Raw genomic sequence first — 21,918 nt, forward strand, 5'->3', positions numbered from 1 at the left:
CGTTATTAGGCTTCTCTTAACTCCTTAATTACGTCCTCGGCAAACTGATCGGTAAACCGAATGGTTCCGTGATCTTGTACGATCCGCCCTTCCTTGATGCGATTTTCGAGCCAATCCGTAATAAAGGAGGGGGCATAACCGCCTTGTCCGAATTCCCCGCCAAAGACAATGATGTTCGGATAAGCTGCCGCATATTGATCGCGACTTGTTTCCGGGTATGACTTCGTATATAACCAAAACTGCACATCATACATGACAGTCGATAATTCATCCGCATGGAAAGAAAAATGGCCTTTCTCTTCAACAATTCGTGTACATAGGCTGCGGATTTTCCATTCAATTTGTTCCACTTCGGTTACCCGAGAGCAAAGCTCCTCCAGCAAAGGAGAAAATTTGCCGTGTGCCACTTTATTTAAATCATGTTCCTTGTCTTCCTCGGAAGTATCATATTCTTCATCGCTCACTAAGCCTCTAATAAACGCTTCAAAATTATCGGCCAGGAAGGTAATCTCATAGTCATCTTCTTGATCGACATGGATAACTTCAGGTTCGCCCTCTCTGCCGCAGGCCCGATAGTCTAACATGACCACATCATGACCTGCAGAGGGACAATCACAGATGACCACCCCAATGTCGGGATATCCCCATTCTTCAATCATAAACGGACTGCCCAGATCCCCGCACAGTGAATAGCTTTTCTCGCGCCCAATACCCATAATGCCCGAAATCGCTATGTGGTCCTCAGCCCAGGAAGTAGGTTCCTCTGTCGGAAAGTTGGTATTCCTCGGTACTCCGCCATTCCGCTGCTTCATCAATTCAATATATGAGGTGGGGAGCTTGTAACCAAGCTCTTTCTCAATAGATAGGATTAGTTCTTCCGTAGGAGGCTCAGATTGATAGGAGTTTCTTGCATACTCGCTATCATCCCAGAAATCAGCCAGAGAGCCATCTGAAAAAGGAACCTTCTCCTCAACCGAACCGCCCGTCTCAAGGGAAGCTTTCTTCTTGGCGAGCCGGAGTTCTTCTCTTTTCTGCTTCTCCGCTTTTTGAAGGCTCCGTCTTAAGAAGTACTCCGTATTTGGATCGTCAGACTTTAATTCATCAGATTTGCGGAAAGCTTGAACTGCTTCCTCATATCTTTTCAGATGAAATAGACTAAAACCTGCCCGAAAATGCCAGAGGGAATCCTGTTTGCCAGCCTCGGCAACGGTCTCAAGCTGACAGAGCGCTTCTTCATAAAGCCCCAAATTGTTATAAGCTCTGGCCAGGAGACTGACCGCTTCATAATCTCGTTCTTCATCGGGAATAGCGATCAGCAAATCCACAATGTTCTGATGTTTGTCTTCTTCATGCCACTCGTTCAGTTGATTAGTAAGCGTTTCTTTCATCTCTACCTCCAAGATGTTTATTTAGATAATAGGTTCATTTGTACTTTGACAGCCTCTACCATTACTATAGTACGATCTATAAGGAGATGCCACTTAAGACGTTCCTATTGTTCAACTAAGGTGGAACGACAGGTGAACTAGCAGACCACGGCAGTGGTCTGTTTTTCTGCATTTTCATTGACGAGTCCTCCCATACCGCAAGAACTTATATTACAAAATTGTAAGGTACATGTAAGGCAATTCGATTCGCTTAGGCCAGCCTGTCAGGATAAAATTGGAACAAATAAAAATAGATTTTTTCAGAGGAGAATCGAGATGAGGCTGTTTGAACTGCTGCTTTTTTTATCAAACATCGGCTTGTTTGCATTAACAGTCCTAGTAAAAAAAGGACGGCGTACAATTCCAGTATTCATTGCAAGCGGGATCGCCACACTTTTACTGGTCATTCATTGGACGGTGGAAGGATACAGAGTTCAGCTGCTTTTCTCCTATTGCATAACGATCATTTTTTTAGCCGTTTCAGGTTATAGCTATTTTAAAAAAACCGGACCCAAAAAAATCCCGCGATTCATGTTGGGTTCAGCTTATACCGCTATAACGGTAATGCTGGCCTTAACAGCGGGGCTTATGTATGTTTTTCCTGTATTTAAACTGCCTGAACCGACAGGCGAATTTAAGGTAGGAACGCGAACTTTTCATTTCGTAGATACAAATAGGGAAGAGATTTTCGACAAAGCCAGAGCTGGTAAAAGAGAATTAATGGTTCAGGTATGGTATCCGGCTCAGGCCGGGACCGGCAAGTACGCGCCCGTTGTTCCCGACACCCGAATTTTACGTTATATGGCCGCGGAGTACGGCCTTCCCGGGTTTACTTTTCAACACTTGAAGTATGTACCTGGTCATACTTATCCGGGGGCCGAAATCTCTTCGGCACAGCCTTCATACCCGCTGATCCTTGCGAATCCCGGCAACGGCTCTTCCAGGTTCCTCCACACGTCGCAAGCTGAAAATCTCGCGAGTCACGGATATATCGTGGCAGTGATCGACCACACCTACAATACATTTGCAACCGAGTTTCCGGACGGGCGAATCACGACCAGCACAACCGACGATTTATTCTCGCCCGACCATGATTACTTGACGAGCAGAGGAAATCGCGACAAATTGGGGAAAGTTTTAACCGACGATGTGGCTTTTACGCTGGACCAATTCGAGCTTATCCAATCGGGACAGATTCCGAGTCATCTAAAAGGGCGGATTGATCTCGGTCACGTCGGGGTGTTCGGTCATTCCATCGGCGGAGCGACGGCCTATGACGCTTCTTACGATCCGCGAATCGCGGTCGGAATAGACCTTGACGGAGGGCTTTATCGTCTGCGTGACAAAGAGGGTCTGCGAAAGCCGTTTTTGTTCATCAACTCGGAAAGCTATTTCGAAAAATTAAAAATGGTGATGGATAACCGGGTCTACACGGATGAAGAGATTAACCGTATGGGGTCAACAAGAGAGTGGGAGGACCAAGTAACGGAAGACAAAAAGTTAGAGCTTGAACGGATGCGCGAAACGGTTGTTTCAGGGGGACAATTCCTCTATATCGATAATACGGAACATTTGAATTTTACCGACATACAATTCATTTCTCCGATATTCAAGCTGCTGGGCATTACAGGAAAGATTGCTCCCGAAAGGGCGAACTCCGTTATCAATGCCTATATGCTGGATTTCTTCGATATGCATCTGAAAAATCAAGCCGGAAACTTAATGAAAGGACCGGATAGCCGCTTTCCGGAAGTGAAGTCTGTAAGTTCGCTTTTATAAATTTGGGAAGCAACTAAGCCGGAAAAACCAGAAACTCCTCAATTAGTACAGAACTGCTCGAATTTACAGTTCGGAATGAAACAAATCAATTCAAGTTTGGACTCCTAAAAGCTCCGTAGTAAACTTCCGACAACGTATGAGCTTAAACTATCGAGGAAACTTTAGCTCAATACACAACATAGATGAAGCTGCCGCGGCGAACGGCAGCTTCATTGCGTGAAGGGGCAGTATTTTGAATAACTCTTGTTTTTACGCTCGAAATAATGGTAATATTTTACGGGAACATGTGTTTGTTATTATATTTTCCAATGATAGGGGAATAGGTATGGTTGAAATCATTGAAAAAGAGCAATTTTCGGTTATCGGAAAAACAGGAAAAGGTTTTACTAAGGAAGCTCCCCAATGGATGCCATCCTTATGGAAAGAAGCAAATAGTAACTTTATTGAGATAAGCAATCTCGCCATCCATCATCATGTGCAAACGGCTCCCGTTTGTTTCGTTAAGGAGCGGTTGTTTACATGATCCAATTGACGAAGCGCCAGGCAAGGCAATTTATGCTATTGAAGCACGGATTGTTGGACAAATATCGTTTTACCGGAAAGCAGGGAATATTGGATTTTGTGCGGCAGGTCGGCTGTATTCAATACGATCCCATCGATGTTTGCGGAAAAAACGCCGAGCTGGTACTGCAGTCGCGAATCAAAGGATTTACCAAGAACATGCTCGCCGAGCTGCTGTATCAAGATAGAATTCTTGTCGATTATCCCGATAAAAATTTGGCCATTATCCCTGTCGAGGACTGGCCGTATTTTGAGCGGTACAGGCAGGCCGCCCGACAACATGCCAAGCGTTATCCCGAAATGGAAGCGTTGATAGAGCAAGTACGAGCTCATATCCAAAATCACGGTGCGCTAAGTTCCGATGATCTAAAATTGGGTGGAAATTTCGCTTGGCGATCCGCCATCCACTGGAGCAGCGGAAACAATACATCCCGGTCGGTGCTGGAGCAGATGTACTCGACAGGCGAGTTGATTATACATCACAAAAAAGGAACACGGAAATATTACGATATCGCAGAGAAGTACATACAGCCAAATCTGCTGAATGCACCCGAGCCTCTGGAGGGCGAGCTTGAGCATTACAAGTGGCGGGTACTGCGTCGAATCGGCGCTGTTGGCCTTTTATGGAACCGCGCATCCGATGCCTGGCTGAACATATGGGGATTGAAAGCGGAGCAGCGCAACGAGGTTTTCCGCCAACTGTTGCACGAAGCACGCATTGTTGCTGTTGCCGTGGAACAAATGAAGGATATACTTTATTGCCGCGCGGAAGACTTGCCGCTTATTTAAACCGTTCTGCAAAATCCGGCGCCGCAATGGCGCTGCGAGCTGATTGCCCCGCTAGATAATTTCATATGGGACAGAAAACTGATCAACGAATTGTTTGGATTCGACTACACCTGGGAGATTTACACGCCTGCAATCAAACGGAAATTCGGCTATTATGTGCTGCCTATACTATACGGAGAAAGCCTCATCGGACGAGCCGAGGTAATCGCGGAGCGAAAAGCCGGGACGCTCGTTGTTAAAAACATCTGGTACGAAAACGATATAAAGCCAACAAAGCAATTGCGAACAGCCTTGAACCATTGTTTTCAAAATTTTGCATTATTCAACGGATGCGAGACAATTTCGAATGAGTCTATGAACTGAGCTTTCTAAGCCTGCAGCATATTCATCATCTCTTGTTTCCTTCTCCATACGGCAGCCCCGCTTCTTCTTAATTAAAATAATCTGCGATAAAGTCAAGAAACTTGCGCGCCGCCAGGGAAAAATAGCGGTTCTCCGACCAATAGACCCGGTAGCTCCGTTGGCAAGCAGGGGACTCGACCCGCAGCAGCTTAAGGCCTTCTTCTTCGCCGCTTTTACAGCCGAACAAAGCTACGCCTAGTCCGGTCCGAACGAGGCTGATGATAGCCGCGGGTTCGTCTACTTGGCAGACGAATCTCGGCGATATGCCTGCTTGCCGGAAGAAGGCGTCGTTTATTTTCTGCATGGCGTGGCCTTCCTTGTATCCGATAAACGGATCATCTCCTACCTCGCTGAGACGGATATTACTGCGATCGGCAAAGCGGTGATCGCGGGAAACGGCGAGATAAACATCTTCCTTGAGCACGGTCGCCCAACATAATCCCGCCAGCTCGATCGGCAGTGCCGTAAAACCGATATCGATGCTGCCGGCCTCAAACATGCGAGTCATTTCCTCCGTCGATGCTTGCGTTATTTGTATATTAACGTCCGGATATAACGCAAGAAAGGCACCCAGGGGATCCGATAAACGATCCAGTGACGTCATGGCGAGACGAATACGGCCAAACTCCAACCCTGCCAGGTCAGTCACTTCGCGACGTCCCTCCTCAAGAAGCTCAAGCGCCGCATCCACTTTTTCCAAAAAGGTTTTGCCGAATGAATTCAGCCTGATTTGCTTGCCGATCCGGTCGAAGAGCAGAACGCCCATGTCCTCTTCCAGCCGAGCAATCGTTTTGCTTAGAGCGGGCTGAGCGATTTGCAGCTCTTGAGCGGCTTTCGTCATATGCTCCATCCGGGCAACCTTCTGAAAATATCGCAATTGTAACATTTCCACAGTTGGCACCTCCACTTATATACTTGATGGAATAAGATATATGTTCAAATATGTATTTTTAATTATTGATTATCGGTTATAGAATAGCTTTAAGCAAGTGAAAAGTGTCAGGCTTTCCCAGAAAATAAGCTTGCGTACACGAAAGCAGGTGGAAAGGTGGAATTACAAGCGCAGAAGAGGCAAGGACAGCCAATCATATACATTCTCGCGTTCACGCTGGTCCTATCTGTCATGAGCGGAACGATGTTCAACATCGTTTTACCCGTTATCGCTGAACAGTTTCAGCTAACGGTCGCTCAAGTCAGCTGGGTGACGTCAGGGTATTTGCTGGTCTATGCAGTCGGAACCGTCATCTACGGGAAGTTGTCGGATATGTATGGACTGAGGAGCGTGCTTACGTTCGGCCTTGTTCTCCTTGCGCTCGGTTCGTTATTCGGATTGTTCGCGCAGGCTTATTGGATGGTTCTTCTAGGCAGGGTCATACAAGCCGCGGGAGCGGCAGTCATCCCGGCAGCGGCAAGCATTATACCCGTTCGCTATTATCCGGAAGAGCAGCGCGGCCTTGTATTGGGCATAGCGATGACCGGCATGTCGATCGGCAGTGCGATTGGTCCGGTCGTTGCCGCTTTTGTAGTCAGCTTCCTCCATTGGCGATGGCTGTTCTTCATGCCTATCCTGACCTTAATCACTTTGCCGTATTATCGCGGGTTTCTGAGAGAGGAGAGCAGGAGACAAGACAAGCGCATGGATTGGATGGGAGGCGGACTGCTCGTCGGAGCGGCGGCCATGCTGCTTCTGGCTATCACGTACGAGACGTGGATAGCGGGTTTTGGCTCTGTCGTATTGTTCATCTTGTTATTCATGCGAATTAATTACGCCAATGAGCCTTTTATTCCACGGGACTTGACTCGCAACAAAGGATTTTCGATCGGGTTAACGTTAGCCTTTCTTGCAACGAGTATCGGGTATTCGCTGTATTTCCTGACTCCCCAGCTAATGAATCAGGTCCAGCAATTGGATACTGGTATGACGGGGTTCGTAATGGTACCGGCAGCTGTTGTGGCAGCAATACTGGGAAAGAGCGGCGGCAAGCTGGCGGATGTGAAAGGGATACCGTTCTTATTTTATTCAGCGTCCGCCATGTTGTTGATCTGCTTTTCCCTGATGTCTTCTTTCGCGGAAAAGTCACCTGTTGCTATCGCGTGTTTTCTTATACTGGGTGTCGTCGGGCAGTCCTTTCTTTACATGTCATTATCTAATCAAATATCCCGGACATTAGCGAAAGAGCAGATTGGCGTAGGGATGGGCGTGCTGGCCATGTCGAATTTTATAGCTGGAGCCGTGGCCGCAAATTTATACGGGAAAATCGTCGATCATGGATCCGGTGTGCATTGGAACCCGATGATTATGGAACCGAAAGCATTCGTGTACAGCAATCTTTATCTTGTGCTTGGCTTTTTGCACGTGTTCATTCTATTGATTTACCGGTATAAACTCGGCAAAAAGGTAAGCGACCGTATAACCGGCAACAGTTGATCATTGTCCAACAATCGGATTCAAGGAGGAGATAGCAATGAAAGCAGCGGCGTTTAATAAATACGGCGGACCGGAAGTGATGAAAATAATCGAGTTTCCCGACCCGCAGGCAGGTCCTGGTCAAGTCAGGGTCCGGGTGAAAACAGCGGGCGTACAGCATTACGATTGCAGCATACGAAGCGGATGGATGCCCCCGGGAGTGAGCGATCAATTGCCGAAAATACCTGGAAATGAATTCGCGGGCATTGTCGATCAAGTAGGGGATGGCGTGCACGGGTTCGAAGTTGGCTCCGAGGTACTCGGTTTCACCTTGTTGAATGGTTATGCTGAATATGTTATCGCCGGTGTTGATCAAATCGTGAAGAAACCTGCGAGTATGTCTTGGGAGGTAGCGGGTGGTTTGACGGGAAACGGACAGGGTGCTTATATCGCGCTGCAGGCTATCCGGGTTGAAGAGGGCGATACGATTCTGATCCATGGCGCCGCCGGTTCGCTTGGCTCTTATGCGGTGCAGCTTGCGAAGCTGTGGGGTGCGAAGACGGTCATCGGAACGGCAAGCGAAAGCAACCACGACTATATTCGTTCATTAGGCGCCATACCGGTTACGTACGGAGAGGGGCTTGTCGACAGGGTACGCGCTCTGGCTCCACAAGGCGTTGATGCCGCCTTCGACACGGCAGGCGCCGACGCTGTCCGGGCATCGGTCCAACTGGTGGAGGACAGAAACAGAATCTGTACGTTTGTCGCTTACGACATTATCGAGGAGCTTGGCATCCCCGCTGTCCGCGGTGTTCGCTCTGCGGCCAGGCTCGCCGAGCTAGCCGAGCTTCACGCCAGCGGAAAGCTGCGCACGACGATACGCCAGACGTTCCCGCTTAATCAGGCCGAAGCGGCTCATCGATTGATCGAGACCCGGCACGGGCGGGGTAAAATCGTTCTTACTATCGAGTAACTATTGAGGAGGATAACAACTATGGCTAAAGAAAACTTGAGAATCGGGATTATTCTTGGAAGCACAAGGCAGGGCAGGGTTAGCCCTCAAGTAGGCGAATGGGTGAAAGGTATCACGGACAAGCGAGCGGATGCGGAATATGAAATTGTCGATATCCGCGAGTATCAATTGCCTTTCTACGGGGAAGGAAACGGGGAAGAGCCTGGCTCCAAGGCATGGCAGCAAACAATCGATCGGCTCGACGGGTATGTCTTTATCGTTCAGGAATATAACCATAGCATTACGGGCGCATTGAAAAATGCACTTGATTCCGCGTACAAAGAGTGGAACAACAAAGCGGCCGGCATCATAAGCTACGGTTCGGCGGGTGGCGCTCGAGCTGCAGAGCATTTGCGGGGCATATTGGGCGAATTGGCGGTATCCGATGTCCGTGTAAATCCGACCTTTTCCCTCTTTACAGAATTCGAACAGTACAAAACGTTCAAACCATCCGACTTGCACGCGAACAACGTCACCGCGATGCTGGACCAAGTTATCGCTTGGAGTGGCGCTTTGAAGAGCTTGCGTAAAAGTTAAGATAACGAAAAGACCCCATCAGAGCCGTGCTCGATTGGGTCTTTTTTTTGCGGGATGTAGTGGATACGCTGTAGCGAAATCGGCTAATGGAACGGTTCTTCACCTCGTTGTTCTGAAGGAAAAGAAACCAGGGAGATTTGTCAGGACGAAGATGACATTAGCACCGTTAAAGTGAAAAAGTAGATGTCAGTCCGGCATAGTCACCGGCCAAGCTTGCCAGTGGCTTCCATTTATCAACTGCCGTTTTATAATTTCCCGCATACGATGCGGAATCTATTTGCACGTGCTTTACGATTCCTAAAACCAGATGATCTCCGCCGACGGGAATAATTCGATCAAGTTTTAGCTCGAAAGCGATCGGGGCCTCAAGTACGGCTGGTACATTGACGCACTTAGAGGGCTTGGGCGTAACTCCTGCAAGTTCAAACTCATTCTTTAACGGCCCGACATTTGCGGACGAACGCTGCATCGCTTCGCCTAGAGGCTCGGAAACCATATTAATCACATACTCTCCGAGCTCACGAATATTGGTCAGCGTATCCTTGACCGTACCGTCTCGTTCGCCTACGCCCGGGCCGATGGAAATCAGCAGTGTTGGCGGGTTACGGGAAGCAACAGTAAAAAAGCTAAAGGGGGCCAAATTTAATACGCCTTCCTTGCTTTTGGACGAAACCCACGCAATGGGTCTCGGTACAACTGAACCGATCATCAATTTATACATGTCATGCTCGCTTAAATCGCTCGTATTAAACTCGATTGCATCATAACTTGGCATCATGATTATCCTTTCCTTACTTTCTCCGGCGGCAGTTTCGGTTTAAACTGGTAACCAGAGAGAAGTTAACTGCATGCACTTGGAACTCATACTAGCACATATCCTCAAAAAAAATAGTATGCACTTTAAAGTGAGTATTTTCTTTACGGGAAGGGAACTTGATGATGAAACAGACTCAATCTACGAAAAAACAGAATAGCCTGACTCCGTTTGACTATACGTTAACCATGATCGGCGGCAAATGGAAAATGAAAATCATGTATCAATTAACCCGCCAAGAGGTTATACGCTACGGTGAGCTCAAGCGGCGCATTCCGGACATTACTCACAAGGTCCTGATCTCCCAGTTGAAAGAGCTGGAAGAAAGCAATATTGTCAACCGGAAAGAATACCGGCAAACACCTCCTAAGGTGGAATATTCTTTAACTCCAAGGGGCAGAACTTTGATGCCGATTCTGGAGGCTATGTGCAAATGGGGGCTGCACAATCTCCCTAGTCATTTAAGCATGGAACCTGCAGAAAATATGAAAAACTTTTGAGTGGTGTCCACTGTACAGCAGATAATTCTCCATGCAATTGTCAGCGTTAATGGGCAGCCGGACCTTTCGTGAAAAGGATGGCGAACTTTCTGGGGGATTTGTCCTTCCAGTACGTCAGCAGTTTGCGGCCTGCTCGATTGTTCATCATTACAAATCCCGACAAGCTGAAAAGTGCCAAATTGGATAGATGGTAATTGCTGCTTAAATTGAAGAACAACCGACTTACGTATAGGTCGGTTTTTTTGTGTTGGAGTCTTAAGCTATCGTGTCACAAAATTGATCCCCCTTTTGTCTGTATATGCGTATCACAAAATAGGATAAGGGAGAGATCCAAGTTGGAAAAACTGCTCGTTATTAACGCACACCCAAAAGTAGACAGCGATTCATCCGTCAGTCTGCAAGTGCTTCGTCATTTTCTGGAAACGTATAAAAAAATGAATTCGAAAGCATCCATCGAACAAATCGATTTATATCGGGAATACATTCCTTGCATTGACCACACCTTTCTAAGCCTTCAGGAAAAAAAGGGGAGAAACGAGCGCTTGACCGAAGAAGAACAGACGCTCAACTCTCGAATGTCGGAACTTCTGCAGCAATTTAAAAGTACGAAAAAATATGTCATTGCCATGCCGCTGCATAACTTTAACGTTCCATCTAAGCTCAAAGATTACATGGATAACATTCTGATCGCTAAAGAGACTTTTGCCTATACAGACAAGGGATCGGTCGGTCTGCTAAATGACGGCAGGAACGTGCTTGTCATTCAAGCGAGCGACGGGATTTATACGAACCGAGATTGGTACGCGGAAGTCGAGTATTCTCACAAATTTTTAAAAGCGATGTTTACCTTTATGGGAGTCGACTATGGAATCATCCGTGCCCAAGGGAATTATTCCTTAAGCAGAGACGAAGTATTAGCTAAGGCATTCCAAGAAGCGGAGTCTGCGGCTGCTTCTTTTACAAGGGCTGTTCATGTAGAGGGGGCTATTAAGTGATTAGAGGATTGTACGAAGCGCACTTGCCTGTCAGCGATCTTGATCGTTCTATACGTTTCTATGAAACCTTAGGTTTGGAACTTGCCCACAGAACGGAAGGGCGCGCTTTCTTTTGGACTGAGAAAGGAAGAAGTTGGCTTGCTTTATGGGTTGCGGATCAGGTGAACATTCCTTATCACGTCTCCATCAGGCATGCCGCTTTTCGCATCGAGCTGGAAGATATGGATAGGGCCAAGGAATGGTTACAAGAGCGAAACATCGACGTGGTCAATTTCTATGAGTTTGGACCGGATCAGCAGCCTGTAGTCCCACCCCTTTATCCGCAAGTACACGGGGCTGTTTATTTTGAGGATCCGGACGGGAACTTATTAGAATTGATTGCACCGGTCAAGCTTGATGCTCAGAAACATTTCGAAACCATTGAGTTGGATAAGTGGATTAGAACTAACGGAGAATGATAGCTCCACCACGAAATAAAGACAGCCGGCTACGGTAGGCCGCCTTTATTCGTTAAAGTAACAAGCAGGAAAGCTTGAATCTAGTAAAAGCAGATACATTTCTTCTGCTTAGAAGAGAGAGTGCGTGATCCGAATAATGAGGACGTCCGTTTTCGGACGTCTTTTTTACGACTGCATAATGGAGGGGAATTGGTTTACATAATATATATTATGGTTATATTAAACCCGCAGCGCGATTGAGTGTGAAAAAGTAATAAACAAAACCTGCAGCAGGATGGTTTTAGTTACAAAAAGGATGATGTGCCGGGGTTATTGTAACGTTCCGGAAACACCATCCTTTTCATTTTCAGACTGAAGCAATCAAGAAGAAGATTTGCCGCGTGTTTCGGAACTCAGATGATGAATCTGCTCTTCCAGAACCGTACTTGCTTTCGTTAAAAATCGGTTAATGAATTCAAGCTCTTCATCCGTATAGGAGGCAGCGAGGTTAACCATCGCGTCGTGAAGCGGGAGGTACGTGCTGCTGACCTCTTCTTTGTCTTCATATAAAGGGACGATAATGACCTTGCGGCGGTCGTTCGGGTCCATTTGCCTGCGGACAAAACCGTTTTTCTCCAAACGGTCAATCAGAGCCGTTACGCTACCCGTTGCAAGTCCGGTTAATTTCGACAGTTCACCGGCGGTGATAGGGCCTTTTTCGTGCAGGATATCTATGGATAGAAAATCATTGTTGTACAAACCCAGACTGGCCGCTACATTTTGCTGGTACAGAACGGTTCGGGTTCCTAATCCGCGCATACGCAGGGTGAAATTTTCCTGAAGCTCTGTTGGTTGATCTTTCCGGTCGCTTGACAAAAGAAAACCCTCCTTTTAAGATGTATATATCTCGATGAACGAGATATTAGATATATGAGATAATTCGAAATCGAGATACTTGATACTCGTATAATTAACCCTGTTCATTATATTATCGGAATCATGACTAGTTTGCAAAGCCGATTCCCGTGCTATGTAAACCTTATTACGATACATTCCAACCAAGTTGGATGAGGAGGCTTCTTTTATGAAAGACAGCATCGAGATTAAAGGTGCGAGAGAGAACAATCTTAAAAGCATCTCGCTTTCGATTCCGAAATACAAACTGGTCGTAATGACAGGTCCGTCGGGTTCCGGCAAATCCACGTTGGCCATGGACACGCTACAGCGGGAATGCCAGAGACAGTATATGGATTCCATGGGATTGACGTCGGATTCGATCGGCAAGCCGAAGGTCGATTCCATTGCGGGATTGTCCCCGTCTATCAGCGTCGGACAGCATATTACGAACCGCAATCCACGCTCGACGGTCGGTACGGTGACAGACATTTACACGTTTGTCCGTTTTATCTTTTCCAGACTCGGGGAGCGGGTATGCCCGTCATGCAGCGGCAGTATTCCGCCTTCATTTAAACCGTCAGGGCAGCTAACAGAGGAAGACGAGGGGTTAAATCCTCAGTCGATATACTGTCCTCACTGCGATACTGAACTCGAAAAGCTGGGGATGCCGCACTTCTCTTTCAATAAACCGGAAGGAGCCTGCGAAGCTTGCGGAGGCCTCGGGCATGTGGCAAGCATCCATGAAGCAGCCGTTTTTCAACCGGAGCTTAGTTTGCGCGGCGGGGGAGTCGCTTCACTGAGCGGCGTTCATCGCGACATACAGATTCGTATTCTGGTGGCGGCCGGTAAGCATTACGGATTTGAATTCGATCCGGACCAGCCTTTAAAAGACTACGGTGAAATTCAGCGCGATCTGCTGTATTACGGAGTGGAGAGCGAGGCATTTAAGCGTCACTTCCCGAACATGAAGCCAGTTCAAGGCACAAAATTCGAAGGAGTCATTCCTAGTTTATGGCGGCGTTATAAGGAGAAGGAAGGGGAGTCGGGCGGTCAGGAGAAAGACGGCGGGTTTTTCCGCCAACAGCTATGCCCGGAATGCCATGGAGCCCGTCTGAAGAAAGAAGTCCGGCTCGTGCGTGTAGCTGGCGCGTCTATCTCCGAAGTCTCGGACTGGTCGCTGGGCGAGGTCTATACATGGACGGAAGGACTGCAGGCCGTTCTCCCGGCCGAAGGTCTTCATCTGCTGGAACCGATTCTGCACGATATGCCTACACGGCTGAAGCGGATTATCGATGTCGGTCTCGGCTATCTTTCCATGAACCGGCAGACCGTAACGCTGTCCGGCGGAGAAGCACAGCGGCTTCGTCTTGCCTCACTGCTTGGCTCCGGCCTGACCGGCGTGCTGTATATTCTGGATGAACCGACGACCGGCCTGCATCCGCGGGATACGGCCGGCCTCATCCGGGTGCTTCAGGAGCTGCGCGACCTGGGAAATACTGTACTCGTTATCGAGCACGATATCGAGATGATGCGAGCTGCCGATCATCTGATCGATATCGGTCCCGGGGCCGGGCTATACGGGGGAACTGTTGTCGGCGAAGGAAGCCTGGAAGATTTGATGGAAAGCGAGCGCTCGATTACGGGAGCTTACCTGAGAGAAGAGAGTCACCCGGCCCCGCTACGTGTACGCAGAAAAGGAACCGGACAGCATATCACGATCCGGGAAGCTCAACTCCGCAATATCCGGATTCCGGAAGTTTCCTTTCCGCTTGGCAGCCTGGTGTCCGTGACGGGAGTTTCCGGTTCGGGTAAATCCACGCTCGTCTTCGATATCCTTGCGCAAGGAGGTCAGAACGTTCCGGAGAAGACGGGATGCAAGGAAATAATGGGCTTTGGGCATGTCGGGAATATCGTGATCTTCGACCAAACGCCGATGGGGAGAGTCCAGCGCTCGAATGTCGCTACCTACACGGATGTTTTTACCCACCTGCGGCAGCTGTTTGCGGGCTTACCGGAAGCTAAGGAAAGAAAGCTGACCTCCAAGCATTTTTCGTTTAATACACCTGGGGGCCGCTGCGAGACATGTCAAGGGCTTGGCGTGCTGTCCGTAGATATGAATTTCCTGCCCGATCTCGAAGTAAAGTGCCACGACTGCAAGGGCAGAAGGTTTACGGAAGAGGTACTCCAGGTTCAATACAAAGGCTTGTCCATTTCGGATTTGCTGAATATGTCCGTTCAGGAAAGTCTGCCGATTCTCCAGACGCAGACCAAAATTGCAGGCATCGTTACCATGCTGTGTGAGGTAGGGCTCGGTTATCTGAAATGGGGCCAATCGGTTAAAACATTATCTGGCGGAGAGGGACAGCGGATCAGACTGGCGAATGAACTGAGCAAACCGTCCAAAAACCACACCCTCTATTTGTTGGATGAGCCGACGACCGGTCTTCATCCCACTGACATCAAGCAGCTTCATATTTTGCTTAGTAAGCTGGTCGATACGGGAAACACTGTTGTGGTGGTCGAACACAGCCTGGAACTGATCCGGGAATCCGACTGGGTAATCGATATCGGACCGGAAGGCGGCGCGGCCGGCGGCCAGCTCGTAGCCCAAGGTACACCGGAACAGATTGTCGATGTGCCGGCTTCCTATACGGGCATGTTCTTGAAGCGGGTTCTGACCGAGGGAATTTAACTATAAAAAGGGCATAGAAACAGAGAAGGCGGGGGAAACCAGAGACGATGGCAAAGAAAAATAAGGCAGGTTTGATCATAGCGGCGCTGCTGCTGGCCACATTAATGGCTTCGATGGATAATACCATCGTCGCGACTGCAATCGGAACCATTGTAGGAGATCTGGGCGGATTTGACAAGTTAATGTGGGTTACATCCGCCTATATGGTAGCCGAGATGGCCGGGATGCCGATTTTCGGCAAATTATCGGATATGTATGGGCGCAAGCGTTTCTTTATCTTCGGCATGATCGTATTTATGAGCGGTTCCGCCTTGTGCGGCACGGCAGATTCCATTATTGAGCTGAGTATTTACCGCGCTGTACAGGGGATTGGCGGCGGGGCTCTCGTGCCGATCGCATTTACAATCATGTTCGATGTGGTCGCTCCGGATAAACGGGGCAAAATCGGCGGATTATTCGGTGCCGCATACGGAATTTCAAGTATTTTCGGACCTCTTATCGGCGCGTATATTACGGACTATATCAATTGGTCGTGGATTTTCTATATCAATTTGCCTGTAGGAATTGTGGCATTCTTCATGATCGCTTTTTTCTATAAAGAGTCTGTCGAGCATACCAAGCAAAAAATCGATTACCTTGGCGCGGTTACGCTGGTTGCTTCAATCCTTTGCCTGATGTTTGCCCTTGAGCTCGGCGGCAAGGAATATGCTTGGAACTCCGGCATGATTACGGGATTGTTCGCTGCTTTTGCAATCCTTATCGCTGCTTTTATATTCATCGAACGGCGTGCGCAAGAACCTATCATTACATTCGGCATGTTCAAAAACCGTCTTTATTCAACCAGTAACATCATGGCTGTATTTAGCGGTGCAGCTTTTATTACGGCTTCCGTCTATATTCCAATTTTTATCCAGGGTGTATTTGGCGGCACGGCAACCAGCTCGGGACTTGTTCTGCTGCCCATGATGGTCGGATCGGTCATCACCGCTGCGGGCGGAGGATTCTTGCTTTCCAAGTTTAACTACCGTTTCATCATGATCGCGACGTTAGCGCTTCTTGTTGCCGGCATGGCTCTGCTCACGACACTTACGACCGGTTCTTCGCGGTTCATGGTCACTATTCTCATGATTCTCGTCGGTCTGGGGATTGGCTCGTCGTTCTCCGTACTGAGCAACGCCGCGATCCATGGCTTTACAGCAAAACAGCGCGGATCCGCAAGCTCAACGCTCAGCTTTACACGGGAGCTTGGAATGACACTGGGAATTACAGTTTTCGGCATCATTCAAAGTCATCTGTTTACGAATAAATTAGGTGCGATGTTCGGGAGCGGGGGACAAACGCCGGAAAATCTAAATCTTAGCGATCCCAGTAAAATCTTAACCCCGGAGACTCGCGGCCAGATTCCGGCTCAGATACTTGACAAGATTACCGAAGCGCTGTCTTCGTCACTTGTTCAAACGTTTGCTTGGGCGATAATCCCGGCAGTTATTGCACTTGTAGCAGCGTTCTTCATGAGTAAAGAAAAGTTCGATCCGGCTTCCGAGCTTGAAGAATATACGGCGTTACATTAAAAAGAACCAAAAGTTAACCGTAGATCCAAACTGAATTTCTAAAAAGTGCGATGTCGTTAAGGCATCGCACTTTTTTTATTTTTAAGAAAGAAGAGCAACGGCGATATAAGGCGGCAGTAATTAGACTGTCGGATGAGGATGACATGAATCTAATACTTAGAAAATGAGGGAGTAATAAATTTATTTATTGGAAGGATTTGCAGGACTTGAAGTGGAAAAAAGTAACAGGATTCAGAAAATGAAATCTACTGAATTCAAGCATTCAATAGCGGCGTTTTACATGCAGTAATGACGTAATTTTTTGTTACTGATGATGGGAATTTAAGAGAGAGGGTGATTTCTATCAAAATTTCCATCGAAGTAATAGACCATACGGAAGAAGAGGAGATTCGCATCAGGTGTCACCAAATAGACGATGAAATGCATGAGCTCGTTAATAAAATAAAAACCGAAACGCTCATTATACTCGGTTATCATGAGGATAAGATCAGCCGCATCAAACTTAGTGATATTTATTATTTTGAAGCTGTTGACGGAAAAGTGTTTGCGTATGGCAAGAACTCCGTCCATGAAGTCAAACAAAAGCTTTATGAACTGGAGGAACTGTGCAACGAGAAACAATGTTTTCGCGCCTCCAAATCGACCATTCTAAATATAGCTAAGATTGCCAGTATTCATCCGTCGATCAGCGGCCGTTTTCATGCCTTATTGGATAACGGGGAAAAGGTAGTCATATCACGGCAGTATGTGCCAATACTTAAACATAGGCTTGGATTATAAAAGGGGGATCTATATGAAGTATTCCGAGCTCATAAAAGAAATGATTAGAGATTTCTTACTTATATTTGCCTCCGTTATTATAATCATCGCTATTTTGCGACAAATCTATGCTCCTGATGCAAGTTTCGAATTAAAGACGATTTTTACAATTATGGTTTTCTCTTTTCTGGGTGCTTTGACCGGAATCATTTTATATACGCCGCATGCAATTAGCGAGAATAAAATGCGCATACGGATGATTTTACATTTCTTTTTTCTGGAAGCCTTATTGATTTCTCTGGCTGTCCTATTGAATCTCGTATACAGCACTTTCGGTATCCTATTATTGGCTTTGGAAATTGCCGCAGTATACGCTATCGTTCGCCTGCTGACGTATAAGAATGACAAAAAGGAAGCTCAAAAGATCAATGAAAGACTAAAAACATTTAAAAACAAGGTTTAGAACATATACACAAACCCTTCTTAAATAAAGTTGCATTCTGAGCGTAACTACACTTGATTGCCATTGTTTTTACAACTTATTGGCTCTCGGCTACAGCTTATCGTTTATGCGTATACACCTCCTCGGCCATTTACTATGATGAACTCATAAAAAAATGGAGGAGAGGCAGAGAACCTTATGGAGATTTTAATACTTGTTGTTACGTTGGTCTTTGAGCTGGCAATTGCCGTATATTCCATTGCAACCAAGCAAAGCCGCAGCAAGATAAAGAGTTGGACGAGAATCGCAATGTTTATAGGATTCGTGATGCTGATCTTGGGGAAAGTTGTCGTATGGGAATACACTTGGGGACTGTTTGCAGGCTTGCTCTTTATAGTAGCGTTCAAGGAAATTATTGCACTCTTGCGCAAACAAACACATACTCCGCGTTACAAAGTTTTTTCTGCGATATGGAAATTCCTCTTGTTAGCACTGACCGTCGTCGTTACCCTTGTTCCTGTTATCCTTTTTCCGCAGCATAGGCTGCCGCAAGTGACAGGTCCGTATGCAGTGGCGACCGCCACTTACAGCTATAAGGACAAGAATCGGTTCGAAGAATTTACGGATCAGAAAGACAATCGGTTTGTTAACGTGGAATTTTGGTATCCTGATCAGGCAGACGGAACCTATCCTTTGCTTGTGTTCTCCCATGGAGCATTCGGTATTAAAACAAGCAATACTTCTACCTTTACAGAACTTGCGAGCCACGGTTATGTCGTCGTTTCGATTGACCATCCCTATCATTCTTTTTATACCGTTTCCGAGGATGGAAAGGTCGTGAAGATTAATTCCGAGTACATGCAAGAATTCAACCATGCAAATAAGGGGGTTTATTCGGTTGGTGAGTTTTTCGAGCTTACTCAAAAATGGATGAAATTGCGGACGGATGATATGGATTTTGTCATGGATACAATTCTGGAACAAGCCGAGCAAAAGAAAGATGCTGTATATGAACGCATCGATACCCAGAAAATAGGCGTGTTCGGTCATTCTATGGGGGGTACGGCAAGCATAGCACTAAGCAGAGAACGCGATGACATTGACGCCGTAGTAAATATTGATGCTCCGTTCTTTAGCGAGCTTGCGTATGATAAAGTTACAAACGAATTGACTGCAAAATCCGAACCTTACACCATCCCGCTTCTTAACGTTTATTCGGATGATGTGTGGATACAGCTCGACAGCAGTTCTTCGTATATCGCGAATAGGATTTCGAATAAAAACTTTCAAGGTGCATACAACGTTCATTTTAAAGGCGCAAAACATTTAAGTTTAACCGATCTGCCTTTATTCTCGCCTATATTGGCAAACCTGTTGCAAGGAGGCCAAGAAGCAGAGATCGATAAATATTATGCGATTGAAACACAAAATGAACTTATCCTTCGTTTCTTTGACTATGCTCTAAAGAATCAAGGTCAGTTTGCTCCAAAAGCGACGTATTGAGTATCTGTTCCGCATGCAGAAAATTAGATTCGGAAAATCGCAGCTCGAAACCACAGCCTTTAATCGATAATAGGGCAAATAAACATAAGGGGATAACGTATATATAGCCCTGGAAACTACGTGAATCCCCAAGATTGAGAGGACGATTAGATGAATCAACAGCCGATTAAGTTCAAGATTGACCATGCATCTTTTGAGCTTCAGGGTCAGCACGATTTCACATGGCTTCAATCTATGGGTACTGTTTTTTGTGTGTTTGATCAGCAAGATTCTGGCAACATTAGTTTCGGAATCGAAAAGAACGGTAAAAAGCTATTTGTTAAATACGCTGGTTGTAGACCAATGGAGTTTTCCGGAAATCCTAGAGATGCAATTTCCAGGTTAAAGGTTGCCGTGCCGATGTACAAGACTTTGGAACATCCAAATCTCATTAGTCTTATTGATCATTTTGAAACGAAAGATGGGTTTGCTGCTGTATTTGAATGGTTTAATGGCGAATGCCTGCATTCACATTGGTTGTTTGCCGCTCAACCAAAACATAGTCATCCTGAATCGCCTTTCTACAGATTCAAACAGTTATCCATACAGAAAAGATTGCAGTCGCTCGATGCCATATATGAATTCCATAAATATGTGGAGTCCAAAGGGTACGTTGCGGTTGATTTTTATGATGGCAGTATTCTGTATGATTTTGCAAAGGATTTAACCAGGATCTGTGACATCGACCTCTACAGGCTGGCGCCTTCCGTAAATGACATGGGAGAGAACTTTTGGGGAGCAAAACGTTCGAAATCGCCGGAAGAGTTTATATTAGGCGCACCTATTGATGAAAGAACGAATGTTTTCACAATGGGAGCTATCGCTTTCGGATTACTTGGCGGCGAAATGGATCACTCGTTTTCAAAATGGGAGGCAAACCGATCACTTTACGAAGTCGCTTTACGAGCAGTTAGTAAGGAACGAGAAGAACGATTTACCACTATTAATGATTTTATAAACGCTTGGAATTCAGTTAAAAATTAAACTATTGTGTAAAAAGGCAGTGAGTTACAGAAGTTGCGATGATTCATGTGCTTTAAGGCATACATTATCGTGTTAAAGAAAGGAGGAAATTCTATGCAACCGCATATTCCTAAAGATCCTGATGTTCCCGAATTGAATGAAATACAAATAAATCAATTAACTAACATTGTATTCTTAGGCAGTGAAATAACACCTTGCGATGCAATTTTTGTGTTTGGCGGCACTCATCCGGGCCATTGGGAAGCAACAATTGATGCTTATAAAAAAGGACTGGGAAAAAAGATCATCGTCACAGGCGGGGTTAGTCCCACAGGAATTAAGCACGAAGATTGGAAAGATAAAATTGTGCCTGAAGCCCATGTGATCGTTAAAAAATTACTTAAAGCGGATATTCCTTCGAACATCATTGTGTATGAAGACCGTTCAAGGAATACTTTAGAGAATGTGTTATTCGGTAAAGAAGTGTTTGATTTCAATACTATTGAATCACTATTAATTGTATGCAAAGCTCATGGAACAGGAAGACAATTTCGTACATTGGCTAAGCATTTGCCCCTGAACATTAAATATTTTACATATGGTTTTGAGAGCACCTTTGATGGTCAGACGATTAACCGTGAAAACTGGATGCACAGTTCAAAAGGTCGTTCAAGAGTGTATGGGGAGTATTTAAGAATATGTTTTTATGGCGACCGTGGAGACATTCTTCGACTAGAACAGAAAGTAGAGGGGCTTCCAAATGCTGCGATAGCTGAATAAACCATTTAGCAGCTGCAGGTCACACCGTGTCGGATGACAACACGTATGTTTAAAAGTCGCATAGCAGCGGCTTTTTTCATTTTAACGATATAAGTTCTTGTCCAAGTCAGTGACAAGAACTTATATCGTACAAAGACAACGAGGTGAGTTAAGCGTAGAAAACGGCACGTCTAGGTAATAACGCCTATGATTTGCGGGAATCGGTAAAGCCCGCAGAAAAGCCCTTGTATTTGCTCTCACCTGTAAAGGGAATGAAATGCAACCAGCTCGTGCAATTTCACAAAGGCCGCTGTAGTGAAATCGGCTGGATGGACTTGCTGCAGGTTTATGCGAGAAGACCTTAACTGAAATGAACATTTCACTTTGGATAAACAAACATGCAAGCATAAGAAAATGAGGGCTTTAAGACTTTCTCTCAACGCAGTTTCTCGCCTAGTTTTCCGGCAGTAGAATGCCATTACCTCACAATTAATTTCTCCGTGGTAAAATCTTACCTACTAGTCATATCTCCTTACACATCCAGCTAAAATCTATTGAAATTCAAGGTTCAATTGACCGTGTGTATTCTACTCACTTGTGTTTGTGAAGCCTGAAAATAGTTTTTCATGTCAT

Annotated in this window: 19 protein-coding genes and 1 pseudogene; 16 read left to right on the forward strand and 4 right to left on the reverse strand. The window is 46.2% G+C overall.

Features of this window, described 5'->3' with window-relative positions:
• Nucleotides 1-5 precede the first annotated feature (5 nt).
• Complete coding sequence (locus C4S74_RS18520) at nt 6-1,388, reverse strand: SMI1/KNR4 family protein (RefSeq protein WP_103996770.1); 1,383 nt, start codon at nt 1,386-1,388, stop codon at nt 6-8.
• Nucleotides 1,389-1,703: 315 nt separating this feature from the next.
• On the opposite strand from C4S74_RS18520, the gene C4S74_RS18525 reads away from it, so the two are divergent.
• From C4S74_RS18525 to C4S74_RS18535, 3 genes and pseudogenes are all read left to right on the forward strand, one after another.
• Nucleotides 1,704-3,206, forward strand: coding sequence for a dienelactone hydrolase (locus C4S74_RS18525; protein ID WP_103996771.1), 1,503 nt, complete (start codon nt 1,704-1,706; stop codon nt 3,204-3,206).
• 325 nt (nt 3,207-3,531) lie between these two features.
• Nucleotides 3,532-3,729 carry a hypothetical protein gene (locus tag C4S74_RS18530; RefSeq protein ID WP_103996772.1) on the forward strand — a complete coding sequence of 66 codons (198 nt, stop codon included), beginning with the start codon at nt 3,532-3,534 and terminating at the stop codon, nt 3,727-3,729.
• 32 nt (nt 3,730-3,761) lie between these two features.
• Nucleotides 3,762-4,919, forward strand: a pseudogene (locus C4S74_RS18535) (winged helix-turn-helix domain-containing protein).
• A gap of 67 nt (nt 4,920-4,986) precedes the next feature.
• Here C4S74_RS18535 and C4S74_RS18540 read toward each other — a convergent pair.
• Nucleotides 4,987-5,850, reverse strand: a complete 864-nt coding sequence (locus C4S74_RS18540) for a LysR family transcriptional regulator (RefSeq protein WP_103996773.1) — start codon at nt 5,848-5,850, stop codon at nt 4,987-4,989.
• A gap of 156 nt (nt 5,851-6,006) precedes the next feature.
• On the opposite strand from C4S74_RS18540, the gene C4S74_RS18545 reads away from it, so the two are divergent.
• From C4S74_RS18545 to C4S74_RS18555, 3 genes are read left to right on the forward strand one after another with little or no spacing between them, the layout of a single operon-like run.
• On the forward strand, nt 6,007-7,386 hold the full coding sequence (locus tag C4S74_RS18545) for an MFS transporter (protein WP_103996774.1): 1,380 nt from the start codon (nt 6,007-6,009) through the stop codon (nt 7,384-7,386).
• Nucleotides 7,387-7,423: 37 nt separating this feature from the next.
• Nucleotides 7,424-8,338: an NADP-dependent oxidoreductase gene (locus tag C4S74_RS18550; protein WP_103996775.1), complete on the forward strand. Its 915-nt coding sequence runs from the start codon at nt 7,424-7,426 to the stop codon at nt 8,336-8,338.
• Between the two features lie 21 nt (nt 8,339-8,359).
• Nucleotides 8,360-8,914 carry an NADPH-dependent FMN reductase gene (locus tag C4S74_RS18555; RefSeq protein WP_103996776.1) on the forward strand — a complete coding sequence of 185 codons (555 nt, stop codon included), beginning with the start codon at nt 8,360-8,362 and terminating at the stop codon, nt 8,912-8,914.
• Between the two features lie 166 nt (nt 8,915-9,080).
• On the opposite strand, the gene C4S74_RS18560 is transcribed toward C4S74_RS18555, so the two are convergent.
• Nucleotides 9,081-9,692 (reverse strand): flavin reductase family protein, encoded by a 612-nt coding sequence (locus C4S74_RS18560; protein WP_258042536.1) that lies wholly within the window; start codon nt 9,690-9,692, stop codon nt 9,081-9,083.
• A 155-nt stretch (nt 9,693-9,847) separates the two neighbouring features.
• Between C4S74_RS18560 and C4S74_RS18565 the strand changes: the two genes are divergently transcribed.
• From C4S74_RS18565 to C4S74_RS18575, 3 genes are all read left to right on the forward strand, one after another.
• Nucleotides 9,848-10,228, forward strand: a complete 381-nt coding sequence (locus tag C4S74_RS18565) for a winged helix-turn-helix transcriptional regulator (protein ID WP_374755407.1) — start codon at nt 9,848-9,850, stop codon at nt 10,226-10,228.
• A gap of 335 nt (nt 10,229-10,563) precedes the next feature.
• The gene (locus C4S74_RS18570) at nt 10,564-11,223 is read left to right on the forward strand and encodes an FMN-dependent NADH-azoreductase (RefSeq protein WP_103996777.1); all 660 of its coding nucleotides are present in this window, start codon (nt 10,564-10,566) and stop codon (nt 11,221-11,223) included.
• Entirely contained in the window at nt 11,220-11,681 is a 462-nt protein-coding gene (locus C4S74_RS18575) for a VOC family protein (RefSeq protein WP_103996778.1), read from the forward strand. The genes C4S74_RS18570 and C4S74_RS18575 overlap by 4 nt, the downstream gene beginning before the upstream one ends.
• A gap of 360 nt (nt 11,682-12,041) precedes the next feature.
• Here the strand turns inward: C4S74_RS18575 and C4S74_RS18580 are convergent, their stop codons facing one another.
• Entirely contained in the window at nt 12,042-12,479 is a 438-nt protein-coding gene (locus C4S74_RS18580; RefSeq protein WP_258042542.1) for a MarR family transcriptional regulator, read from the reverse strand.
• Nucleotides 12,480-12,744: 265 nt separating this feature from the next.
• On the opposite strand from C4S74_RS18580, the gene uvrA reads away from it, so the two are divergent.
• The 7 genes from uvrA (at nt 12,745) to C4S74_RS18615 (ending at nt 21,306) form a co-directional block, all read left to right on the forward strand.
• Nucleotides 12,745-15,249, forward strand: coding sequence for an excinuclease ABC subunit UvrA (gene uvrA / locus C4S74_RS18585; protein ID WP_103996780.1), 2,505 nt, complete (start codon nt 12,745-12,747; stop codon nt 15,247-15,249).
• Between the two features lie 47 nt (nt 15,250-15,296).
• A complete protein-coding gene (locus C4S74_RS18590) occupies nt 15,297-16,820 on the forward strand; it encodes an MDR family MFS transporter (RefSeq protein WP_103996781.1) in 1,524 nt (507 codons plus the stop codon).
• A gap of 333 nt (nt 16,821-17,153) precedes the next feature.
• Entirely contained in the window at nt 17,154-17,600 is a 447-nt protein-coding gene (locus C4S74_RS18595) for a LytTR family DNA-binding domain-containing protein (RefSeq protein ID WP_258042537.1), read from the forward strand.
• Between the two features lie 13 nt (nt 17,601-17,613).
• The gene (locus C4S74_RS18600; protein WP_181024470.1) at nt 17,614-18,042 is read left to right on the forward strand and encodes a DUF3021 family protein; all 429 of its coding nucleotides are present in this window, start codon (nt 17,614-17,616) and stop codon (nt 18,040-18,042) included.
• Between the two features lie 177 nt (nt 18,043-18,219).
• Complete coding sequence (locus tag C4S74_RS18605; RefSeq protein ID WP_103996783.1) at nt 18,220-19,524, forward strand: alpha/beta fold hydrolase; 1,305 nt, start codon at nt 18,220-18,222, stop codon at nt 19,522-19,524.
• 150 nt (nt 19,525-19,674) lie between these two features.
• Complete coding sequence (locus C4S74_RS18610; RefSeq protein WP_103996784.1) at nt 19,675-20,547, forward strand: serine/threonine protein kinase; 873 nt, start codon at nt 19,675-19,677, stop codon at nt 20,545-20,547.
• A 93-nt stretch (nt 20,548-20,640) separates the two neighbouring features.
• On the forward strand, nt 20,641-21,306 hold the full coding sequence (locus C4S74_RS18615) for a YdcF family protein (protein ID WP_103996785.1): 666 nt from the start codon (nt 20,641-20,643) through the stop codon (nt 21,304-21,306).
• Nucleotides 21,307-21,918: the final 612 nt, after the last annotated feature.

Source organism: Paenibacillus sp. UNC499MF (assembly GCF_900107975.1).
Classification (GTDB): Bacteria; Bacillota; Bacilli; order Paenibacillales; family NBRC-103111; genus Paenibacillus_F.

Excerpts from the sequence above, each read along its gene's own strand:
- C4S74_RS18520 (WP_103996770.1), bottom strand. The coding sequence starts at position 1,388 with ATGAAAGAAACGCTTACTAATCAACTGAACGAGTGGCATGAAGAAGAC.
- C4S74_RS18525 (WP_103996771.1), top strand. The coding sequence starts at position 1,704 with ATGAGGCTGTTTGAACTGCTGCTTTTTTTATCAAACATCGGCTTGTTT.
- C4S74_RS18530 (WP_103996772.1), top strand. The coding sequence starts at position 3,532 with ATGGTTGAAATCATTGAAAAAGAGCAATTTTCGGTTATCGGAAAAACA.
- C4S74_RS18550 (WP_103996775.1), top strand. The coding sequence starts at position 7,424 with ATGAAAGCAGCGGCGTTTAATAAATACGGCGGACCGGAAGTGATGAAA.
- C4S74_RS18555 (WP_103996776.1), top strand. The coding sequence starts at position 8,360 with ATGGCTAAAGAAAACTTGAGAATCGGGATTATTCTTGGAAGCACAAGG.
- C4S74_RS18560 (WP_258042536.1), bottom strand. The coding sequence starts at position 9,692 with ATGATGCCAAGTTATGATGCAATCGAGTTTAATACGAGCGATTTAAGC.
- C4S74_RS18580 (WP_258042542.1), bottom strand. The coding sequence starts at position 12,479 with ATGCGCGGATTAGGAACCCGAACCGTTCTGTACCAGCAAAATGTAGCG.
- uvrA (WP_103996780.1), top strand. The coding sequence starts at position 12,745 with ATGAAAGACAGCATCGAGATTAAAGGTGCGAGAGAGAACAATCTTAAA.
- C4S74_RS18590 (WP_103996781.1), top strand. The coding sequence starts at position 15,297 with ATGGCAAAGAAAAATAAGGCAGGTTTGATCATAGCGGCGCTGCTGCTG.
- C4S74_RS18600 (WP_181024470.1), top strand. The coding sequence starts at position 17,614 with ATGAAGTATTCCGAGCTCATAAAAGAAATGATTAGAGATTTCTTACTT.
- C4S74_RS18605 (WP_103996783.1), top strand. The coding sequence starts at position 18,220 with ATGGAGATTTTAATACTTGTTGTTACGTTGGTCTTTGAGCTGGCAATT.
- C4S74_RS18610 (WP_103996784.1), top strand. The coding sequence starts at position 19,675 with ATGAATCAACAGCCGATTAAGTTCAAGATTGACCATGCATCTTTTGAG.
- C4S74_RS18615 (WP_103996785.1), top strand. The coding sequence starts at position 20,641 with ATGCAACCGCATATTCCTAAAGATCCTGATGTTCCCGAATTGAATGAA.